Annotated in this window: 16 protein-coding genes and 1 pseudogene; 10 read left to right on the top strand and 7 right to left on the bottom strand. The window is 69.9% G+C overall.

Annotated features, from left to right (window positions below; translation table 11 throughout):
• The first annotated feature begins 192 nt into the window (after positions 1-192).
• Positions 193-768: a hypothetical protein gene (locus N4G66_RS10760; protein WP_261703788.1), complete on the top strand. Its 576-nt coding sequence runs from the start codon at positions 193-195 to the stop codon at positions 766-768.
• Between the two features lie 188 nt (positions 769-956).
• Positions 957-1,471, top strand: a pseudogene (locus N4G66_RS10755) (hypothetical protein); the annotation flags it as partial.
• A gap of 74 nt (positions 1,472-1,545) precedes the next feature.
• Here the strand turns inward: N4G66_RS10755 and N4G66_RS10750 are convergent.
• On the bottom strand, positions 1,546-1,887 hold the full coding sequence (locus tag N4G66_RS10750; protein WP_315903632.1) for a hypothetical protein: 342 nt from the start codon (positions 1,885-1,887) through the stop codon (positions 1,546-1,548).
• A gap of 143 nt (positions 1,888-2,030) precedes the next feature.
• On the opposite strand from N4G66_RS10750, the gene N4G66_RS10745 reads away from it, so the two are divergent.
• From N4G66_RS10745 to N4G66_RS10710, 8 genes are all read left to right on the top strand, one after another.
• On the top strand, positions 2,031-2,429 hold the full coding sequence (locus tag N4G66_RS10745; RefSeq protein ID WP_261703787.1) for an Imm32 family immunity protein: 399 nt from the start codon (positions 2,031-2,033) through the stop codon (positions 2,427-2,429).
• A gap of 570 nt (positions 2,430-2,999) precedes the next feature.
• Positions 3,000-3,842: a M24 family metallopeptidase gene (locus tag N4G66_RS10740; RefSeq protein ID WP_261703786.1), complete on the top strand. Its 843-nt coding sequence runs from the start codon at positions 3,000-3,002 to the stop codon at positions 3,840-3,842.
• On the top strand, positions 3,839-5,608 hold the full coding sequence (locus N4G66_RS10735; RefSeq protein WP_261703785.1) for an SDR family oxidoreductase: 1,770 nt from the start codon (positions 3,839-3,841) through the stop codon (positions 5,606-5,608). Before N4G66_RS10740 ends, N4G66_RS10735 begins: the two co-directional genes overlap by 4 nt.
• A 68-nt stretch (positions 5,609-5,676) precedes the next feature.
• Positions 5,677-6,582, top strand: a complete 906-nt coding sequence (locus tag N4G66_RS10730) for a metal-dependent hydrolase (protein ID WP_261703875.1) — start codon at positions 5,677-5,679, stop codon at positions 6,580-6,582.
• 25 nt (positions 6,583-6,607) lie between these two features.
• Entirely contained in the window at positions 6,608-7,552 is a 945-nt protein-coding gene (locus tag N4G66_RS10725) for a MerR family transcriptional regulator (RefSeq protein ID WP_261703784.1), read from the top strand.
• A gap of 242 nt (positions 7,553-7,794) precedes the next feature.
• The gene (locus N4G66_RS10720) at positions 7,795-8,343 is read left to right on the top strand and encodes an RNA 2'-phosphotransferase (RefSeq protein ID WP_261703783.1); all 549 of its coding nucleotides are present in this window, start codon (positions 7,795-7,797) and stop codon (positions 8,341-8,343) included.
• Between the two features lie 72 nt (positions 8,344-8,415).
• Positions 8,416-9,318 carry an LLM class flavin-dependent oxidoreductase gene (locus N4G66_RS10715; RefSeq protein ID WP_261703782.1) on the top strand — a complete coding sequence of 301 codons (903 nt, stop codon included), beginning with the start codon at positions 8,416-8,418 and terminating at the stop codon, positions 9,316-9,318.
• Positions 9,319-9,436: 118 nt separating this feature from the next.
• Complete coding sequence (locus N4G66_RS10710) at positions 9,437-10,324, top strand: Cof-type HAD-IIB family hydrolase (protein ID WP_261703781.1); 888 nt, start codon at positions 9,437-9,439, stop codon at positions 10,322-10,324.
• 306 nt (positions 10,325-10,630) lie between these two features.
• Here the strand turns inward: N4G66_RS10710 and N4G66_RS10705 are convergent, their stop codons facing one another.
• From N4G66_RS10705 to hisC, 6 genes are all read right to left on the bottom strand, one after another.
• Complete coding sequence (locus N4G66_RS10705; RefSeq protein WP_261703780.1) at positions 10,631-11,680, bottom strand: M23 family metallopeptidase; 1,050 nt, start codon at positions 11,678-11,680, stop codon at positions 10,631-10,633.
• A 147-nt stretch (positions 11,681-11,827) separates the two neighbouring features.
• The gene (locus N4G66_RS10700) at positions 11,828-13,546 is read right to left on the bottom strand and encodes a GAF domain-containing sensor histidine kinase (protein WP_391858789.1); all 1,719 of its coding nucleotides are present in this window, start codon (positions 13,544-13,546) and stop codon (positions 11,828-11,830) included.
• A gap of 169 nt (positions 13,547-13,715) precedes the next feature.
• Positions 13,716-17,249 (bottom strand): thiol reductant ABC exporter subunit CydD, encoded by a 3,534-nt coding sequence (cydD, locus tag N4G66_RS10695; protein WP_261703779.1) that lies wholly within the window; start codon positions 17,247-17,249, stop codon positions 13,716-13,718.
• A gap of 60 nt (positions 17,250-17,309) precedes the next feature.
• Positions 17,310-18,317, bottom strand: a complete 1,008-nt coding sequence (gene cydB, locus N4G66_RS10690) for a cytochrome d ubiquinol oxidase subunit II (RefSeq protein ID WP_261703778.1) — start codon at positions 18,315-18,317, stop codon at positions 17,310-17,312.
• A 20-nt stretch (positions 18,318-18,337) separates the two neighbouring features.
• Positions 18,338-19,846, bottom strand: a complete 1,509-nt coding sequence (locus N4G66_RS10685) for a cytochrome ubiquinol oxidase subunit I (protein ID WP_261703777.1) — start codon at positions 19,844-19,846, stop codon at positions 18,338-18,340.
• A gap of 566 nt (positions 19,847-20,412) precedes the next feature.
• Positions 20,413-21,489 (bottom strand): histidinol-phosphate transaminase, encoded by a 1,077-nt coding sequence (hisC, locus tag N4G66_RS10680; RefSeq protein WP_261703776.1) that lies wholly within the window; start codon positions 21,487-21,489, stop codon positions 20,413-20,415.
• Positions 21,490-21,617 lie beyond the last annotated feature (128 nt).

Here is a 21,617-nt window from a genome sequence, read left to right as displayed (position 1 = left end):
TCACCCGAGAACCCGGGCGAGACCTGCGTTCATTCCGAGGCATGGACGGGGTGGTCGATGCGGTCCAAACATGCGGTACGCAAGGCCGGATATAAATGCGTGGGCCCGAAGGGGAACGTGAAGGGTGCGGGGCACTTCTACGGCAAGCTCATGGACATCTCTGGGTGTCCCTGAGAAGTGAGGGGGAAGGTCATGAATGCCGAGATCCTGGCGCAGGCGATGAAGGACTGCGGTTTGCGATTTCTGGGATTCAGGCGCGGAACGGGAATCCCTCCCTACATCGCGGGGATGGTCACCTCCTGCAGCCCCGACGAAGGCCGCCGGGATCGGACTGCCGCGCTTGACGACCCCGCCCTGGTCCCGAAGGCAAACGCCGGATGGTTCGAATTGGCAACTGAATTCGGATTGTTCTCTGTCGACCGTCAGTTCCTGATCTACGTCGGTCTGCCGCACCCCGATGCGGTGGACGATACGGATGTTGAAGGAGTCTGGGGGCTTGTCGAACTGCTGGATGACTGGGACATCATGGGCGCGGGCTGTGCGGCCGGTGTCACAGGGAGCCGACGCGGCCGTCCCGCGTTCGTCATGTCCGCTCTCGACGGATCGGTCTTCGTGCAAGGCACGGTGTGGCAGGACAGCATCGGGACTGCCGTCCTCCCCAACCCTCATCGTGTGCAGTCCCTCCGGGAGGTTGCCCGACTGAACGTGGGGAAGCCGTACCGAACAGCGGCTGAGAACGAGGACACGCTGGCCTGGCTCGCCAGGTAGGACGTATGAAGCCCCGCTGGATCGTTTCTGGCGGGGCTTCTGCGCGCCGTGACGGCAGTGGTCGACGGCAACGTGACCGGACACTTCCGAGGGCTGTTCACACAGGCGAAGGTGAATGGCCAGCGGGGTGCCGGAAGCTTCCAGGCACCCCGCATTGCCGTGGCGGCAGGGTGGTGGGGTCCTCGGTGATGAGTGAGGATCGTGATCGCCCGGCCCCGGCCGGGCGATCGGCACGCGGACCCCTAACCGTGGTGAGGCCCCCCGTGAACACCCGCACACAGCCCTCCGTCACGGTGGGCGTCGACTTCGGGACGCTCGCCGGGCGGTCGGTCGTCGTCGCCGTCGAGGACGGGACCGAACTCGGCTCGGCCGTCCACGACTACCCCCACGGCGCCATCGACCGCGCCCTGCCCACGACCGGCGAGAGCCTGCCGCCCGACTGGGCGCTGCAGCATCCCCGGCACTGGCAGGAGGTCCTGCGGGTCGCCGTGCCGGAGGCGCTGGACGCGGCAGGTGTGCGGCCCGAGCAGATGATCGGCACCGACTTCACCGCGTGCACCGTGCTGCCCGTCCTGGCCGACGGCACCCCCTGGCCCTGACCCCCGAATGGGCTGGCCACCCGCACGCCTGGCTCAAGCTGTGGAAGCATCACGCCGCCCCGGCCCAGGCCGACCGCATCAACGCCGCGCCGTATGAGCCGGGCGCCAGGGACCGTGCCTCTGCTGGGGTTGCCGAGTGCCTGCCGCGGCGTACGGGGCAGCGGGCGTCAGACGGCGTTCAGGCCGCAGTCGGTGAAGATGCCACGGGCCCAGGAGACCTGCTCGGCCGTCGGCGACGGGGTCTCGGCGAGGGGGAACTCTCCATGCCGAGCTGCTCCCACTTGGCGGCGCCGAGCCTGTGGAACGGCAGGACGTCGACGCGGCTGACGTTGCCCAGCGAGGCGGCGCCCGCGACGTTCTCGGTGGCGTCGGTCAGGCCCGGGACCAGGACGAAGCGGACCCAGACCTCCTTGCCCAGTTCGGCTGGGCGGCGGGCGAAGGCCGGCGTGGGTTCCAATTGGCGCCCGGTGAGGCGGAGGTAGAGCTCGCGGTCCCAGGACTTGATCCCGGAAGCCCTCACGTACAGAGAGGCAACATCTGAACCTGGAGACCCAGATCAACGGAAAGCCGGTTGAGAGCGGCCCGCTCAAGGATCCGCACACTGCCATCGATCCGTCCACGATCCGGTCCGGGGACTACTGGCCGTAGGTGACGATCGGAGGCATGACGATGAAGGTCTTGCGCGGTGACCCGACCGGAGAATTGGAGCTCTCCGGAACCCGCTCCGAACTGCTCTCCCTGGGACGGGAGTTGCGAAGCGGGCACGGAGAGATCTCCCTGGAGATGGTCTCGAATCCGTTCCCGTACAGCAGGTCGTTGTCGTGGATGAGATTTCACCTGGTCAGCGGGAAGATCCTGATCTCGTCGTCCGGAGACAATGAAACTCTCGATATTCAAGGTGGACCGGAGGCTTTGGCTCTCCTCGCCGACAACATCGAAGGCTTCGCTTCGGAGGCGGACCAGGGGGACCATCTTCACGTGGACTACTTTCCGGAACACGATTATCTGGCCGAGGGGTCGGGATCGATGGTCGTCGTCATCGACGGAGGAGCCGTCCAATGACTGCCGCCTGATCCGGTCGGCTGCGGCTTGTGGCGTGATCGATGGGTGTACCTGGTCTCCGAGGGCGATGCACTCGGACATGACAGCAGACCGCCCCCGACAACGCGCCATCAACCATCTACGCTCAGAATGAAGCCTCTGACCAGGCCAGATAGCGAAACGCTGCTCAAGTAGGTTCCACAACGAAGAGCCTAGGTCACCCAAGCGACCTGGGCTCTTCGGCGTTACGGCAGGGTACGGAGCAACCTTGCAAGCCTCGCCGGAAGTGAGGCCAGGCGATCGCTGGAGGCCGCAGACGAGGCTGGAGCAGGTGGAAGCCTGATACCTGGTGCGGTGAAGGTCCTGCACCGGCCAGGGCGTTCCGTGGTCGACCCGCGTCAGCCTCGAACCGCACGGACCCGCAAGGATCACCCTCAGGTACGGGCCCCGGGAGTCGGCCATCCACAACCGGGCTGGTTGTCCACAGGCCGCCCGCAGCCCTATTGACGCAGCCTCTAACAACTGTCACATTCGCCAGTGTCACGTTACGGGCACGTACCGCAGTCGGTGCGGACAGGGTGGGACGGTGGCATGGCGACGGCAGTGGCGGGCGAACTCGCGGCGGAACTACGGGGGTTCAGAGAGGTCCAGCGCCTCGCGTACACGTGCGCGGAGGCGGTCGCGGCGCAGCTGAAGCCCGGCGTCACCGAGCGCGAGGCTGCGCGTATGCAGCGGGTGTGGCTGCGTGAGCGCGGGGTGCGGGACTGGTTCCATCTGCCGTTCGCCTGGTTCGGTGACCGCACGGCCTTCGCCGGCTTCCGGATCCCGCTGCAGTTCTTCCCCACCGACCGCCGGCTGGAGCCGGGGATGCCCTTCATCCTCGACATGGCCCCGGTACACAAGGGCTTCACGGCGGACATCGGCTATTCGGGCTCGCTCGGGCCGAACCCCGTGCAGGACAGGCTGCTCGCCGATCTGGAGGCGCACCGCGAGCTGATCCTGCGCGAGGTGCGCGAGCGGCGGTCCCTGCGGGAGATCTACGAGGACGTCGACCGGCTCATGACCCGCCAGGGCTGCGCCAACCGGCACCGCGCGTATCCGTTCGGCGTGATCGCGCACAAGGTGGACCGGGTGAAGGAGCGGTCCTGGTCGCCGCGCCTGTTCGGGTTCGGCACCCAGTCCCTGAAGGGGCTGGCGAGCGACGCGCTGCGCGGGCACCGGGAAGGCTGGTCCCCCCTGTGGTCGCCGTACACCTTCTCCGACCATCCGCCCCGGCCGGGGCTGTGGGCGGTCGAACCGCACCTCGGTTTCCGGGGTACGGGCGCGAAGTTCGAGGAGATCCTGGTCGTCACGGACTCCAGGGATCCCGAGCAGAGCGCGTTCTGGCTCGACGACGATCTGCCGCACGTGCGGCGCTGGGCGGAGGACAAATGAGTCTCGTGGGCGCGCGCGAGCGCTGGGTGCGGACGGGCGGAATCGAGCTGTGCGTCGCCGAGCTGGGCGACGACAGGCAGCCGACCGTGGTGCTCGTGCACGGCTATCCGGACTCCAAGGAGGTGTGGTCCGAGGTCGCCGTCCGGCTCGCCGACCGCTTCCATGTCGTGCTGTACGACGTACGGGGACACGGCCGTTCGTCGGCGCCGCGGCCCCTGCGCGGCGGGTTCACGCTGGAGAAGCTGACCGACGACTTCCTGGCGGTCGTCGACGCGGTGAGTCCCGACGAGCCGGTGCATCTGGTGGGCCACGACTGGGGTTCGGTGCAGTCGTGGGAGTTCGTCACGGTCGCGCGCACCGAGGGCCGGATCGCGTCCTTCACGTCGATGTCCGGTCCGTCCCTCGACCACTTCGGCCACTGGATCAAGCGGCGGATGAAGCGGCCCACCCCGCGCAGGATCGGCCAGCTCCTCGGCCAGGGCGCCAAGTCCTGGTACGTGTACCTGCTGCACACGCCGGTGCTGCCCGAGCTGGCCTGGCGCGGCCCCCTGGGCAAACGGTGGCCGAAGATCCTTCAGCGGGTCGAGAAGGTGCCCGCGGGCGACTATCCGACCCCGTCGCTGCCCTCGGACGCGGCGCACGGCACGTGGCTGTACCGCGACAACGTACGGTCCCGGCTCGGCCGCCCCCGCGAGGACGCGTACGCGCACGCGCCCGTGCAGCTCGTCACGCCCCTGGGAGACGCCTTTCTCTCCGAGCGGCTCTACGACGAACTGGAGACGTGGGCCCCGCGGCTGGTGCGCCGCACACTGCCCGCCAAGCACTGGGTCCCGCGGACCCGTCCCGACCAACTGGCCGCCTGGATATCCGAGTTCGCCACGGCCAACGAGGGCCGCAAGGCCGGGACGCCCGCACCCGAACCCGTCGCCACCGGCAGGTACGCCGACCGGTTCGGCGGGCAGCTGGTGCTGGTCACCGGCGCCGGCAGCGGCATCGGGCGGGCCACCGCGTTCGCGTTCGCCGAGGCCGGCGCACGCGTGGTGGCCGTCGACCGGGACGCGGAGGCGGCGGCCCGCACGGCGGAGATGTCCCGGCTGATCGGCTCACCCGCGGCCTGGGCCGAGACGGTCGACGTCTCCGACGAGCAGGCCATGGAGAAGCTCGCCGACAAGGTCGCCGCCGAGTACGGCGTGGTGGACGTGCTGGTGAACAACGCCGGTATCGGCCTCTCCGGCTCCTTCTTCGACACCACCCCGGAGGACTGGAGGAAGGTCCTCGACGTCAATCTGTGGGGCGTGATCCACGGGTGCCGGCTCTTCGGGAAGCAGATGGCCGAGCGCGGGCAGGGCGGCCACATCGTCAACACCGCGTCGGCGGCGGCGTACCTGCCCTCGAAGGCTCTGCCCGCCTACAGCACCTCCAAGGCGGCCGTCCTGATGCTCAGCGAGTGTCTGCGCGCGGAGCTGGCCGGGCAGGACATCGGCGTCTCGGCGATCTGCCCCGGCGTCGTCAACACGAACATCACCTCGACCGCGCGCTTCGCCGGGGTCGACGCGGCCGAGGAGAAGCGCCGCCAGAAGAAGTCGGCGCGACTGTACGGGCTGCGCAACTACCCGCCGGAGAAAGTCGCCGACGCGATCCTGCGCGCGGTCGTACGCAACGAGGCGGTCGTACCGGTCACCCCAGAGGCGCGCGGAGCCCACCTCATGCACCGTTTCGCGCCCAGGACGCTGCGCGCGATCGCACGAATGGAGCCACCCCTGTGAACGAACGACCCGGAGACGCCGCGGACAGCCCGGCCAGACCGTCGGATGAGGGCCGGGCCGACGGTTCCGTGAGCGAGGGCCGCCACGCGATCGTCCCCAGGCGGGTGTCCTTCGACTGGGAGGACACCCCGCTGCACTGGATCCCGGAAGAGCCCACCGCCACCCACGTCATCAATGTGCTGCATCTGCTGCTCCCGGCCGGGGAGCGGTGGTTCGTGAGGGTCCTCAAGGAGGCTCTGCCGCTGGTCCGCGACCCCGAACTCCGCAAGGACGTCAAGGGGTTCATGGGCCAGGAGGCCACGCACAGCGTGCAGCACGCGTACGTCCTCGACCATCTCGCCGCCCAGCGGCTCGACACTTCCGGCTTCACCCGGCACGTCGACTTCCTCTTCGAGAAGCTGCTCGGCGAGGAACCGCCCCGGGGGGTACCGGTCCCGGCCCGGGAGTGGCTGCGCTTCCGGCTGTCGGTGGTCGCGGCGATCGAGCAGTTCACGGCGGTGCTGGGCGACTGGGTGCTGACGGCCGAGGGCCTGGACCTCGCCGACACCGACGAGGTCATGCTCGACCTGCTGCGCTGGCACGGAGCGGAGGAGGTCGAGCACCGCTCGGTGGCCTTCGACCTGTACCAGCACTGCGGCGGCGAGGGCGCGCCCCGGTACGCCCGGCGTGTCGCGGGCATGGCCGTCACCGCGCCGATGATGCTCTACATGTGGGTGTGGGGCACCGGCTATCTGATCCGCCACGACCCCCAACTCGCCGGCCGTCTGCGCTACTCGCTCGCGGCCCACAACAAGGCTGTCCGCAAGGGGCTGTTGCCCAGCTGGAAGGAACTCGGCGCGGCCATACCGCGCTATCTGCGGCGGTCGTACCATCCGTCGAAGGAGGGCTCTTTGCTCAGGGCCGTCGAGTACCTGGCGCAGTCGCCCGCGGCGCGGTCGGCGGTGGGGGCGATCGGGCGGGCGGCGGCTTCCTAGGGCCCGGGGCGGGAGGGCGGAAGAGATGAGCGACGAGTCGGGCGGGGTCGCGTACCGCATCGAGGACCTGGCACACCGCAGCGGCGCCACGGTCCGGACGATCCGCGCCTATCAGGACCGCGGACTGCTGCCCCGCCCCGAGCGGCGCGGTCGCGCCAATGTGTACGCGGACGCCCATCTGGCGCGGCTGCGGCAGATCGCCGACCTCCTGGACCGCGGTTACACGCTGGCCTCGATCAAGGAGCTCCTGGAGGCCTGGGACGCGGGCCGGGGTCTCGGCGGGATACTCGGTCTGGTCGCGGAGGTCGACGGGCCGTGGACCGGCGAGGAGGCCGCCCGGATCTCCCGGGCCGAGCTGGAGGAGCGGTTCGGCGGTCGTCCCGACGACGCTGCGGTGGCGGACGCCGTGGAGCTCGGCGTGCTGGAGCCCGTTCCGGGCGATGAGGACGTCTTCCTCGTTCCGAGCCCTCAAGAGCTTTCTGCGGCAGTCGAGTTGTACACGGCGGGCGTTCCCCTGTCCGCGATCTCCTGCCATCTGCGGGAGTTGCGGGGACAGGTCGAGCACATCGCCTCCCGCTTCCTGGAGTTCACCACGGAGTATGTCTTCGCGCGCTATCTCGGGGAGCACCCGCCGAGCGATGCGGAAGCGGCCGAGGCGGCCTCGCTCGTCCGGCGACTGCGACCGCTCGCGCAGCAGACGGTGGATGCCGAACTCGCCCGTGCCATGCGGCTCTTCGCCACCCGCCATCTGAGTCGGCACCTCGCGGCCGGGCACTTCCCGGAGGAACCGGAAAGCATACGTACGGTGGAGGTAGCCGCCGGGACGATCCGGGCCGTGGAAAACCTGGTTGGCGCCGAGCATGCGGCGGCGTTCGTCACAGCTGCCGCCGAACGCGAGCTGCAGGCACGCACGTTGGACCGGCTGACCGCAAACAGCGCTCACCACAGCATTGTTGACGAAATACCTTAAAAGACAGCCTCGTTGTCCACAGATTCGTCAATTCGCCTGTGGATAACCGCACTTGGCTGTGGATCAAACCTCCGATCCAAAATCAAATGCGTGATCCGTCTCTCGCCAGGCACGCTGGGAGGATGAGAGAACAGACGGATGACCGGACGCATGGACAGACGCGTGACCGGACGCGTGACCGGATGTGCGCCCAGTCGCATGAGCGGACGGATGATCGGGCGGAAGGACGGACGGATGAACGGATGGATGAAAAACGCACCGTGAAGGTGTCGAAGTACCTCTCGAAGCATCTGCGGCATCAGCCCGAGCGGATCGGACTCACGCTCGGCGAAGGCGGCTGGGTCGAGATCGACACGCTGATCTCCGCGGCGGCCGCCCACGGCTTCCGGTTCACCCGCGACGAGCTCAATCATGTGGTGGCCAACAACGACAAACGGCGCTTCGCCGTCGAGGGGTCCCGGATCCGGGCCAGCCAGGGCCACTCCGTCGAGGTCGACCTCGGACTGCCCCCGGCGACCCCGCCGGCGTACCTCTACCACGGGACCGTGGCCCGCAACCTGGACCCGATCCGCGCCGAGGGCCTGAAGCCCATGAACCGGCACGACGTGCACCTCTCGGCGGACCGGGAGACGGCCACCCGCGTAGGCGCCCGCCGCGGCCGACCGGTCGTGCTCTCCGTGGACGCCGCCGCCATGCACCGCGACGGCCATGTCTTCCGGGTCAGCGCCAACGGCGTCTGGCTGACGGAGGCCGTACCCCCGGGCTACCTGCGGTTTCCCGGTCCGCACTGATCCCGGGCGCCGGACACCGGTCCGGGGACTGCCCTGAGGCGGCCACGCCCCGGCTCCGTTTACGCTCGATGCATGAGTCTGCGTCTGAGCACCGTGATCCTGCCGTACGTCCGCTGGCACGAGGGCGGGCGTTCCGCGTGGCAGCGTGCGGAGCAGCTCGGCTTCCACACCGGGTTCACCTACGACCATCTTTCCTGGCGGACCTTCCGCGACGGCCCGTGGTTCGGGGCCGTGCCGACACTGACCGCGGCGGCCGCCGTCACCGACCGGCTGCGCCTCGGCACGCTCGTGACCTCGCCGAACTTCCGGCATCCGGTGACCCTCGCCAAGGACCTGATCTCCCTCGACGACGTCTCGAACGGCCGGGTCACGCTGGGCATCGGCGCGGGCGGCACGGGTTTCGACGCCACCGCGCTCGGCCAGGACCCGTGGACCCCGCGTGAGCGCGCCGACCGCTTCGGTGAGTTCGTCCCGCTTCTCGACCGGCTCCTCACCGAGGACTCCGTCTCCTACGGCGGCAATTTCTACTCGGCGCACGAGGCACGCAACATCCCGGGCTGTGTCCAGCGCCCCCGGCTGCCGTTCGCCGTGGCCGCCACCGGCCCGCGCGGGCTGAAGCTCGCCGCCCGTCACGGGCAGGCATGGGTGACGACCGGCGACCCGAAACTGTTCGAGACGGGCACCCCCGAGCAGTCGGTTCAAGCCATTCGCGGGCAGGTCGCCAGGCTGGCCGACGCGTGTGCCGAGATCGGCAGGGACGTGGCGGAGCTCGACAAGATCCTGCTCACCGGCTTCACCCCCGACCGGAGCCGCCCCCTGGAGTCCCTCGGCGCGTTCGTCGACTTCGCGGGCCGGCACGCCGAACTGGGCTTCACCGACATCGTGATCCACTGGCCGATCCCCGACTCGGACTTCGCCGCCGACGAGAAGGTCTTCGAGCGGATCGCCATGGAAGCGGCCACCCAGCTGTCCTGAGACCCGACGCCCTGTCCGGGAACCCGGCCTGGTGGCGCCGGGTTCGACAGGGTGTGACGGCACTGGTGAGGACGGTAACCACTCACGTGTGCAGACCGCCGCACGGCCGTGCGCATATATGCGGGAGAATGAGCACGTGACCTCAGCGACTCGCCGGCCCGAGACTCCGGCCTCCACCGTCCCGCCCCGGCTGATCGCCACGGACCTCGACGGCACCTTGTTGCGCGACGACAAATCGGTGTCCGACCGCACGATCGCCGCCCTCGCCGCCGCCGAACAGGCCGGCATCGAGGTCTTCTTCGTCACCGGCCGCCCGGCCCGCTGGATGGACGTCGTCAGCGACCACGTCCACGGGCACGGCCTGGCCATCTGCGGCAACGGCGCCGCCGTGGTCGACCTGCACGGCGGTCCCGGCGCCCACCGCTTCGTCAAGATCCGCGAACTGACGCCCGACATCGCCCTGGACGTCATCCAGGTGCTGCGTTCCGCCGCCCCCGGCACGGTGTGTGCCGTCGAGCGGACGTACGGCCTCCATCTCGAACCGGGTTACCCCCTCATGCACATGGAGCCCCCGGAGATCGTCGCGCCCGCCGAGAAACTCCTCGCCGAGGATGCTCTGGACGCCGATCAGCCGGTGCTGAAGGTGCTCGCGTACCACCCGGACATGGACCCGGACGACTTCCTCACCGTCGCCCGCCCGGCCATCGGCGACCGGGCCAACGTGACCAGGTCGAGCCCCAGTGCCCTTCTGGAGATCAGCGGCCCCGGCATCTCCAAGGCCAGCACCCTCGCGCTGTGCTGTGCCGAACGCGGTATCTCCCCCGAGGAGGTCGTGGCCTTCGGCGACATGCCGAACGACGTCGAGATGCTCACCTGGGCCGGCCGGTCGTACGCGATGGGCAACGCCCACCCCGCCGTGATCGCCGCCGCCTCCGGGCGCACGGTCGCGAACAACGAGGACGGGGTGGCGGTCGTGATCGAGCGGATCCTGGCCGACCGCTCGTAACCGCCCGGCAGCACGACCGCGGGGCCTCCGGCGAACATGCCGGAGGCCCCGCGGCGTTCGCTTCCCAGTTCCGCCGATCGGCTTTCGCAGCGTCCGCGCAGCAGTCGTGGGGTGCTCGCACTGCGGTCCTGAGGCGGTCCCCACTGCGGTCGTGAGGTGGCCGTACGGCAGTCGTACGGGGTCGTGCAGCGGGCGTGCGGGAGACGCGGGCGTACAGCGGGCGTACAGCGGGCGTGAGGGAGACGCGGGCGTACGGGGGTCGTTCGGGTTTCACCCCACCGCAGCCGCTGTGCGCCGCCGCCGGGCCTACACAATGACCCCGTGCTCCGCCAGCCACGGCACCGGGTCGATCGCCGATCCCGTCTCCGGTGTCACCCGCACCTCGAAGTGCAGATGCGGGCCGGTCGAGTTGCCGCTCGTGCCCGACTGCCCGATCCACTCCCCGGTCGAGACCCGCTGCCCCTGGTCGACGGCGACGGCCGCGAGATGTGCGTACTGCGTGTAGTAGCCGCCGGGGTGCTCGACCACGATCTCGATGCCGAAGGCACCGCCACAGGACACCTTCACCACCCGGCCCTCCCCGACCGCCCGCACCGGGGTGCCGATGGGCACCGCGAAGTCCTGCCCGGTGTGCCGGCGCGCCCAGTGCTCGCCCCCGCTGCCGAAACCCGCGGAAAGTTCGTACGTCTCCACCGGCGCGACCCACGCCCGGGTGGAGTCCACCGGCGGCTGGTCGAGACGGACCGCCCCACGGCAGGAACCGGCCGCCACCGAGACGTCCGCCCGGCTCTGCAGCGCCCACCGCGCCTCGTCGAGTTTCGCCTCGATGGTCCGCTTGATCTCGGCGAGTTCCCCCTTCCGCTTCTCCAGCGCCTGCCACTCGGAGCGGGCCTTCGCCTCGTCCGCGGCGAGCCGGCCCTCGGCGCGCCGGCTCTTCGCGACGGCTTTGACGACGGCCAGATCGGCTCGCCGCACGGCACGCTGACCGCGCATCAGATCGTCGGGGTCCTTCGCGAACAGGATCTGCGCCGTGTACGGCAGCCCGCCGCCCTGCCGGTACTGGGCGCTCGCGATCCGGCCCAGGTCCTCGTGCAGGACCGCGATCTCCTGACGCTCCCGCACGAGGAGCCGCTCAGCCCGCTCAGCCCGGCCACGCTGCGCCTCGGCATCCTGCCGCCCCGTCTCGTACTGCCCCGTCGCCACGGAGGCGTCCTCGTACAGCCGCGCCACCTGGGCACTGATGTCGAGGTCCGCGCCGTCGCCGTCGCCCTCGGCCACCGCCGGCCGGGCCGCGAGGACCGCGAGCGCGCACAACAGCGCCGGTACGAAAAGGGGATGGCGACGAGATGAGCGCATGACAGCGATCGTGGCCCGCGCTTTCGGCCCCGGCCTGTTCAAGGCGTACACCTGGGGGACGGGACGTCACGAATGGCCCAGCGGCAGCGCCGAACGGCCCCGTACCGGCGGGGCCGTTCGGCGAACGGGTCGGCTGCGCGGGGGAATTCAGTGCGGTACCTGCCACACCACCGTCGTACCGCCTCCGCCCTCACCGATACCCGGCCCGTACCAACTGGCGCCGCCCAGCGACTCGGCACGCCGTTTGAGATTCTTCAGGCCGCTGCGCCGGCCGCCGTCGGGGATGCCGACGCCGTCGTCCGCGACGGCGAGACGCACTCCCGGCCGCCCGTCCGGCAGGAGGACGTTCGCATCGACCAAGACCTCGATGCGGGAGGAGCCCGCGTGCCGGAAGGCGTTGGAGAGGGCTTCACGCAGCGCGGCGATGAGGTTCTTGCCCGTGAGTTCGCCGACCAGCGTGTCGACGGGTCCGGTGAAGCGGTGTCCGGGCTGGAAACCGAGGGGGACGGCGGCCATGTTGATCTCGCGCAGGACGCGGGTGCGCAGCCCGGACGGCACTTCGTCGGGGCCCTGCCGGAGCGCGAAGATCGCGGTGCGGATCTCCTGGATGGTGACGTCGAGTTCGTCGACCGCCTTGCCGACGCCCCGCCGCACCTCGGGCACGTTCGACCGGCGCTGCGCGCTCTCCAGCATCATTCCGGTGGCGAAGAGCCGCTGGATGACCAGGTCGTGCAGGTCACGGGCGATCCGGTCGCGGTCCTCGTACACCGCCAGCCGTTCCCGGTCGCGCTGGGCCTCGGCCATCATCAACGCCAGCGCGGCCTGCGAGGCGAACTGCGTCGCGAGGGTCCGCTCGGTCTGCGTGAACGGGCGTCCTTCGCGCGTCCGCGGGGTGACGAGGGCGCCGAGGACCCGGCCGTCGCTCTGCAGGGGAAGCATCATGACGGGCCCGTAGGCGCGGGTGAGATCCGTACGCAGACGCGGGTCGACGGCCGCGTCCTCCAAGAACACCGGTTTCCCGTCGCAGAGTTCGGCGACCAGCTCGCTCTCCGGCGGAACGACGACGCCGAGCACCTTCGAAGGGTGTTCCGCCGCCACCGCGACGACCTCCAGGCCGCCCTCCTCGGCGGGCAGCAGCACGATCCCGGCCGCGGAACCGGAGAGCCGGCGGGCCTGTTCGGCGACGACCTGCAACGCCTCCTCGGCGTCGCCGCCCGCCAGCAGCGCGGTGGTGACCGCCACCGAGCCGTCGATCCAGCGCTCACGCTGCTTCGCCGCCTCGTACAGGCGGGCATTGCCTATGGCGATACCCGCCTCCGTGGCCAGCACCCGGACCATGTCGAGGTCGTCGCCGCCGAACGTCCCGCCGCCTCGCTTCTCCGTGAGGTACAGGTTCCCGAAGATCTCCCCCTGCACCCGGATCGGCACTCCGAGGAAGCTGTGCATCGGCGGATGGCCGGCCGGGAACCCGCATGAACGCGGGTCGTCCCTCAGGTTCACGAGGCGCACCGGATCGGGGTCGCGGATGAGCGCCCCCAGCAGCCCCTTGTGACCGTCGGGCATCCGTCCGATCCGTCGGGCGGTCCCCTCGTCGACGCCGTGCTGGACGAAGTCAGCGAGTCCTTCCCCGTTCTCGGCCACGACCCCGAGGGCCGCGTACCGCGCGTCCGTGAGCTCGGCCGCGGTCTCGCAGATCCTGTCCAGCGTGGAATGCAGCTCCAGCCCCGATCCGACCGACCGCATGGCCGCCAGCAAGGGCGGCACCCGTGCGGCCAGCTCGTCGGGCAGCCCTCCCAGGCCACGGACCGCCGGGGCCGCCGCACCCGAGTTGCCGTCCGGGACGGGAGAAGTCGGCGCTACTGACACTCCTTGAGCCTAATTAGTCCCCTTTGCGAGGGAAAGTCGAGTCAGGGGGGAGGGCGGAGTCCGGGACCCCGCCACCTCCCACGGGCCCGGCCACGACCCGCCCGTACCGTGCCCGCGCGGCGCTCAGCACGCCACCGCGCCCATCACCCACGACCCGCCCGCACGGCCCTCAGTACGCCACCGCGCCCGCCAGCAGATCTCCCGCGGTCTCCCGTTCCACCATCTCCCGCAGCGGTCCCTCGACCGCCGACAGCTCCGCGAACGCCCCGCGCTGGACCACATGTCCCTCCGCCAGCACGATCACCTCGTCCACCGCGTCGAGTCCTGCCAGCCGGTGCGTGATCAGCAGTGTCGTACGGCCCTCCGTCGCGGCCAGCAGATCGGCGGTGAGCGCGTCGGCCGTCGGCAGGTCGAGGTGTTCCGCCGGTTCGTCGAGAACGAGCACGGGGAAATCGGCGAGCAGCGCACGGGCCAGCGCGAGTCGCTGGCGCTGGCCGCCGGACAGCCGTGCCCCGTGCTCGCCGATCAGGGTGTCGAGCCCGTCGGGCAGCCCGTCCACCCAGTCGAGGAGCCGGGCCCGCCCGAGCGCGTCGCGCACCGCGGCCTCGGTCGCGTCCTTGCGGGCGAGCAGCAGGTTCTCGCGCACGGTGCTGTCGAAGAGATGCGCGTCCTGCGCGCACAGCCCGACCAGCCGGCGCACCGCGTCCCCGTCCATCCCGTACGCGTCCGCCCCTCCCAGCGTGTACGTCCCCGCTTCCGCGTCCAGGAACCTCAGCAGCACCTGCGCGAGTGTCGTCTTGCCGGCTCCGGACGTGCCGACCACGGCGATCCTGCGGCCCTCTTCGAGGGTGAGATCGAGTCCGTCCAGCGCGTCCCGGTCCTGTCCCGCGTGCCGGGTCCGGAGCCCCTCCACACGGAGCGGGAACGGCGACGCGGGTGTCGGCCGCGGTTGCCCGGGTTCGCGTACGGGATCGGCGGCGTCCAGTACCTCGTACACGCGCTCCGCGCTCTTGCGCACCCGCTGCCGGTGCTGGACGGCGAGCGGCAGCCCCATGACGGCCTCGAAGGCGGCAAGCGGAGTGAGGACCACGACGGCCATCAGCACGCCGTGCAGGCGCCCGGCGGCGACCGCCTGAGCGCCCACGAGAGCGGCGGCCGTGACGGTGAGCCCGGACACGAGTGCCGTGAGTCCGTCGCCGAGCGCGGTCGCGGTGGCGGCTCGCGAGGCGATGCGGGTGAGGACGGCGTCGGCCCGGCGCGTCTCCGCGGTACGGGCGGGCAGCGCGCCCGCGACGGTCAACTCGGCGGTTCCCGTGAGCAGATCGGCCACCCCGGTCGCCAGCACGCCGCGTGCGGGAGCCAGCCGTCGCTCGGCGCGGCGCGCCACGGCGCCGGTCACCAGGGGAACGCCGAGACCGGCCGCCAGCAGGCCGACGGCGAGAACGCCACCGGCTTCGGGCAGCAGCCAGGCGGTGAACCCCACGGTGGCGGCGGACACCAGGAGCGCGGCTCCGGCCGGCAGCAGCCACCGCAGCCAGTAGTCCTGGAGAGTGTCCACGTCGGCGACGAGCCGCGACAGCAGATCGCCGCGCCGGGTGGTCCGCAGCCCGGCGGGTGCGAGCCGTTCCAGACGGCGGTAGACGGCGACCCGCGTGTCGGCCAGCATCCGCAGCACGGCGTCGTGCGACACGAGCCGTTCCGCGTACCGGAACACGGCCCGTCCGATTCCGAACGTCCGGGTGGCTGTCACGGCCACCATCAGATAGAACACCGGCGGCTGCTGGGAGGCCCGCGAGATGAGCCACCCGGAGGTCGCCATCAGGCCGACGGCGCTCCCGAGCGCGAGGCTGCCCAGGAGCAGGGCGAGCGCGAGCGGTCCACGGCGGGGAACCGCCATGGACCGGACGCGGGCGAGCACGCCACCCCGGCTCCGGGACGCCGGGGCGAGCCCTTCGCCGTCAGCCGGGGGCGCGCCTTCCGGCTCGACTCCCCGGGGCGACTGCGTACGGCCCGACTGCGGGAGGCCGGAAACCTCGACGCCGGCCACGAGCACCGACCGCGAGTCGCCGGCCGCGGCGGTTTCCAGACGCACCACCCGGTCCGCCACTTCCAGCAAGGCCGGCCGGTGCACGACCAGCAGCACGGTCCGCCCCACGGCGAGCCGCCGCACCGCCGCGACGACCTCGGCCTCGGTGGCCCCGTCGAGCGAGGCCGTCGGCTCGTCGAGCAGCAGCACGGGCCGGTCCGCGAGGAACGCCCGGGCGAGTGCGAGGCGCTGACGCTGACCGGCCGACAGTCCGGCGCCATCCTCACCGAGGACGGTGCCGGCCCCGGCGGGCAGCGCGTCGACGAATCCGGCCGCGCCGGCGTCGACGAGGGCCCTGCGCAGCGCCGCGTCGTCCGCGCCGGGTCGCGCCAGCCGTACGTTCTCGGCGATGGATCCGGCGTACAGATGCGGCCGTTGCGGCACCCACGCGATCCGTGAACGCCACTCCGCGAGGTCGGCCTCGGCGAGATCGACTCCCCCGGCCCGGACCCGGCCCGCAGTGGGCTCGACGAACCCGAGCAGGACGTTCAGCAGCGTCGACTTGCCCACGCCGCTGGGTCCGACCAGGGCCACCGTCTCACCGGGGTGGACCGTGAGGGAGACGTCCGAGACCGCGTCCGCGGAGCGCCCCGGGTACCGCACGGTCACGCCCTCGAAGCCGATCTCCCCCGCGGGCACGCACAGCGAACCGGACCTCGGCGCCGGGGTCTCCAGCACCGCGAAAATCTCTTCGGCGGCCGCGAGTCCCTCTGCGGCGGCGTGGTACTGAGCCCCCACCTGCCGCAACGGCAGATAGGCCTCGGGTGCCAGCACAAGGATGACGAGCCCCACGTACAGGTCCATCTCGCCACGGACGAGCCGCATTCCGATGGTCACCGCGACCAGTGCGACCGAGATGGTGGCGAGCAGTTCCAGGGCGAAGGACGACAGGAAGGCGATCCGGAGCGTCCGCATGGCCGCCTGCCGGTACTCGCCGGTAATCTTCCGGATCGACTCGGCCTGCGCCTTGGCCCGGCCGAACACCTTGAGCGTGGGCAGTCCCGCGACGACGTCCAGGAAGTGTCCGGACAGCCGGGACAGCATCCGCCATTGGCGGTCCATCTGGCTGCGCGTGGCCCAGCCGATCAGCACCATGAACAAGGGGATCAGCGGCAGGGTGCCGACGATGATCGCCGCAGACACCCAGTCCTCGGTGACGATCCGCGCCAGTACGGCCGCCGGGACAACCACCGCGAGCCCCAGCTGCGGCAGATAGCGCGAGAAGTAGTCGTCCAGTGCGTCGACCCCCCGCGTCGCGAGGGCGACGAGTGAGCCCGTCCGCTGGTCGCTGAGCCACCCGGGCCCAAGGGACACGGCCCGCTCCAGCAGCCGGCCCCTCAACTCCGACTTGACCGCGGCGCTCGCCCGGTGTGCGGCGAGCTCGGTGAGCCAGGCCACCACGGCACGCCCGGCCGCGACGGCCGCCAGCAGCAGCAGAGGAGTGCGGAGTTCGACGACGGAAGAACCGTACTGGAAGGCACCGACCACCACTTCGGCGATGAGCATCGCCTGGGCGATGACCAGCGCCGCTCCGACGACACCCAGCCCCACGACCGCCACAAGGAAGAGGCGGGTGGCTCGGGCGTACCGCAGCAGACGCGGATCGATTGGTTTCACGTGAAACACACCCCTGGCTCATCAGGCATGTTTCACGTGAAACATGCCACTACGTCGGATTCAGTGCGACACGTCCACGGCGATGTGCTGCGTGCCGATGCGCTTGCGGAACACCCAGTAGGTCCAGCTCTGGTAGAGCAGGACGATCGGCGTGGCGATCACGGCACACCAGGTCATGATCTTCAGGGTGTAGTGGCTCGACGAGGCGTTGGTGACCGTGAGGCTCCAGTCCGCGTTGAGCGATGACGGCATGACGTCCGGGAAGAGCGACAGGAAGAGCATCGCGACGGCGGCCACGATGGTGAGCCCCGAGAGCATGAAGGCCCAGCCTTCCCGCCCGGCGTTGACCGCTGCCAGCGCTGCGACGAGGGCGGCGACGGCCACGATCATCGCGACCAGTGAGGCGCCGTCACCGTTGTCGATCTGGGTCCAGATCAGGAAGATCAGCGCCACCACGGCCGTTGCCAGACCGAGTTGCAGCGCCAGCTTCCGTGACCGCATCCGGATGTCCCCGACCGTCTTGAGTCCGACGAACACCGTCCCGTGGAAGGTGAACAGGGTCAGCGTGACCAGGCCGCCGAGGAGCGCGTACGGGTTGAGCAGGTCCCAGAAGTTGCCCACGTACTCGAAGTTCCGGTCGATCTTCACTCCGCGCACGATGTTGCCGAAGGCCACACCCCACAGGAACGCCGGGATCAGCGAGGTCCAGAAGATCGCCGTCTCCCAGTTGCGCTGCCAGTGCTCCTCGGGCCGCTTCGCCCGGTACTCGAAGGCGACACCGCGCACGATCAGACTGACCAGGATGATCAGCAGGGGCAGATAGAAGCCCGAGAAGAGCGTGGCGTACCACTCGGGGAAGGCCGCGAAGGTCGCACCGCCCGCCGTGAGCAGCCACACCTCGTTGCCGTCCCACACGGGACCGATCGTGTTGATCAGCACCCGCTTCTCGGCGCGGTCGCGGGCCAGCAGCTTGGTGAGGATGCCGACTCCGAAATCAAAGCCCTCCAGGAAGAAGTAGCCGATCCAGAGGACCGCGATGAGGACGAACCAGACGTCGTGAAGTTCCATGACTCAGCAGCTCCCTGAGCCTAGTAGGAGAAGGCCATCGGCTTGTCGGCGTCACTGGAGTCGCCGCCGATCCTGGTGGGCGGGTTGAGGTCGGACTCGGTGAGCTCGGGGGGCCCTGCCTTGACGTACTTCGCGAGCAGCTTGACCTCGATGACGGCGAGGATCGCGTAGATCGCCGTGTAGACGGTCATCGATGTGATGACCTCGCCCTGCGAGACGGTGGGGGAGACCCCGTACCGGGTCTGCAGAACTCCGTACACGACCCACGGCTGACGGCCCATCTCGGTGAAGATCCAGCCCCAGGAGTTGGCGATCAGCGGGAACGCCAGGGTCCAGATGGCGATGCGCCAGCCCCACTTGGTGAGCGTCGGGCCGAGTGCCTTGTTCTTGAACAGGACCAGATGCGGCGCCTCGTCCTCGCCGACCCTCAGGTGCTGCGGCAGCATGAACTTCTTGCGGGTCAGCCAGAGTCCGATCACGCCGATCACGAAGGACGCCATGCCGAAGCCGATCATCCAGCGGAACGCCCAGAAGGTGACCGGGATGATGGGGCGGTAGTCGCCCGGACCGTACTTCGCCTGCTCGGCCTTGTTCGTGTCGTTGATGCCGGGGACGTACGAGTTGAAGTCGTCGTTGGCGAGGAACGACAGTATCCCGGGGATGGACAGCTCGACGGTGTTGTGGCCCTTGCTGACGTCGCCGTACGCGAAGATCGAGAAGGGTGCGGATTCCTGGCCGTCCCACAGCGCCTCGGCGGCGGCCATCTTCATCGGCTGCTGCTTGAACATGACCTTGCCGAGGGTGTCACCGCTGATCGCGGTGAGCAGACCGGCGATGACGACGGTGACGAGGCCGAGCCGCAGCGAGGTCTTCATGATGGCGACGTGCCGCTTGCGGGCCAGGTGGATCGCGGCGATGCCCACCATGAAGGCGCCGCCGGTCAGGAAGGCCGCCGTGAGGGTGTGAAACGCCTGGGCGAGCGCGGTGTTCTGGGTCAGCACGTGCCAGAAGTCGGTGAGTTCCGCGCGCCCCTTCGCTTTGTTGATCCGGTAGCCGACGGGGTGCTGCATCCACGAGTTGGCCGCGAGGATGAAGTACGCCGACAGTACGGTGCCGATGGAGACCATCCAGATGCAGGCGAGGTGGAGCTTCTTCGGGAGCCTGTCCCAGCCGAAGATCCACAGCCCGATGAAGGTGGACTCGAAGAAGAAGGCGATCAGGGCCTCGAAGGCGAGCGGCGCACCGAAGATGTCGCCGACGAAGCGTGAGTAGGCGGACCAGTTCATGCCGAACTGGAATTCCTGGACGATGCCGGTGACGACGCCCATCGCGATGTTGATCAGGAAGAGCTTGCCCCAGAACTTGGTGGCCCTGAGGTACTTCTGGTTCTCCGTACGCACCCAGGCCGTCTGCAGGCCGGCGACGAGCGCCGCGAGCGAGATCGTCAGGGGGACGAAGAAGAAGTGGTAGACGGTGATAATGCCGAACTGCCATCGCGCCAGAGTCTCCGGCGCCAAAGCCAATTCCACGTCGTCAGTCTCCTTACGTCGCCGTGGTCACAGCGGCAGTTTGCCCGCTTTATCGCAGACATCACGGGAGCAACAGGACACGCTTGTGAACGCGTTCACATTCACAAGCAATTATGACGCATGCCCGTTCGAGGGATGAGGGGTGGGGGGTCCCTAAGCGGGACCGATGGGCCCCGACCGGGAGGGAACGGTGGCCCCTGGTGCGCGAGTGGTTTCCGGGGTCCAATCCTGTCCCCGCCCCGCCTTCCTCCCGATCGCACCGCGCGATACCGAGGGCCCCGTGCGCGATGAACGCGTACGGGGCCCTCGCACGGCTCGCAGGCGGCCTGTCGGCCGGCCCGGCCGGACTGACCGGGCTGACCGGGCTGGCCGAGGCGTTGCCCGGTGAACAGGCGCAACCTGACGGGCGGCCGCGCCCGATGGGCAGGCGCGGCCTGATGGACAGACGGGGCCCGATGAGCAGTCCAGCCTGACGAGCACCCAGCCTGACGGACAGACGCCGCCCGTTGGGCAGGCATTGCCCGTTGAACAGGCATTGCCTGGTGGGCAGTTGTTCCGCCGGACGGCTACAGCTCCTTGTGGAAGCCCTCGGTCGCCTTCAGGAAGATGTCGTTCGCCTCGGTCTCACCGATGGTGACGCGAACGCCCTCGCCGGCGAACGGACGCACGACGACGCCGGCCTGCTCGCAGTGGGCGGCGAAGTCCAGGGTGCGCTCCCCCAGCCGCAGCCACACGAAGTTGGCCTGCGTCTCGGGCACCGTCCAGCCCTGACCGCGCAGGGTGTCGACCACCCGGGTGCGCTCGGAGACCAGGGAGCCGACCCGGCCGAGCAGTTCGTCCTCGGCACGCAGGCTCGCCACCGCGGCGTCCTGGGCCAGCTGGCTCACGCCGAACGGCACCGCCGTCTTGCGCAGCGCCGCCGCCACCGGCTCGTGAGCGATCGCGAAGCCGACCCGGAGACCGGCCAGCCCGTACGCCTTGGAGAAGGTGCGCAGCACACAGACATTGGGCCGGTCACGGTAGATCGCCACACCGTCCGGCACCTCGACGTCACGGATGAACTCGCGGTACGCCTCGTCCAGGACGACCAGCACATCGCTCGGCACCCGGTCCAGGAACCGCTCCAGCTCGGCCCGGCGCACCACGGTGCCGGTCGGATTGTTCGGGTTGCAGAGGAAAATCAGCCGGGTCCGGTCGGTGACGGCGTCGGCCATCGCGTCCAGGTCGTGCACCTCGCCCGGGGTCAGCGGCACCTTCACCGAGGTCGCCCCGCTGATCTGCGTGATGATCGGGTACGCCTCGAAGGACCGCCAGGCGTAGATGACCTCGTCACCGGGACCGCTCGTGGCCTGCAGCAGCGACTGCGCGACACCGACCGAGCCGGTGCCGGTCGCCAGGTGGGAGACCGGGACGCCGAACCGGTCCGCCAGCTCGTTCATCAGCCCGGTGCACGCCATGTCCGGGTAACGGTTGAACGACCCGGTCGCCGCCGTGACGCTCTCGATCACACCGGGCAGCGGCGGATACGGGTTCTCGTTGGAGGACAGCTTGTACGCCACGGCACCGGCCGCGGCAGGCTTGCCGGGCTTGTAGGTGGGGATACCCGCCAGCTCCGCACGCAGCTTGGGGTTCGTCTCGCTCACCGCAGTCCTCCTCGCGACCACCAGCGGCTCATGACCACCACCGGCTACCAATGCTTCTCACCTTATGAGGATTCGGCGCCGCTGCGAATGGCCTGTGGACAACCGGACACCACCTCGTGTCCGGCGGG

The sequence above is a fragment of the Streptomyces rhizosphaerihabitans genome (assembly GCF_025399795.1).
Lineage (GTDB): Bacteria > Actinomycetota > Actinomycetes > Streptomycetales > Streptomycetaceae > Streptomyces > Streptomyces rhizosphaerihabitans.
The sequence above is the reverse complement of the archived record's forward strand: the minus strand, read 5'-3'. Positions and strand labels throughout refer to the sequence as shown.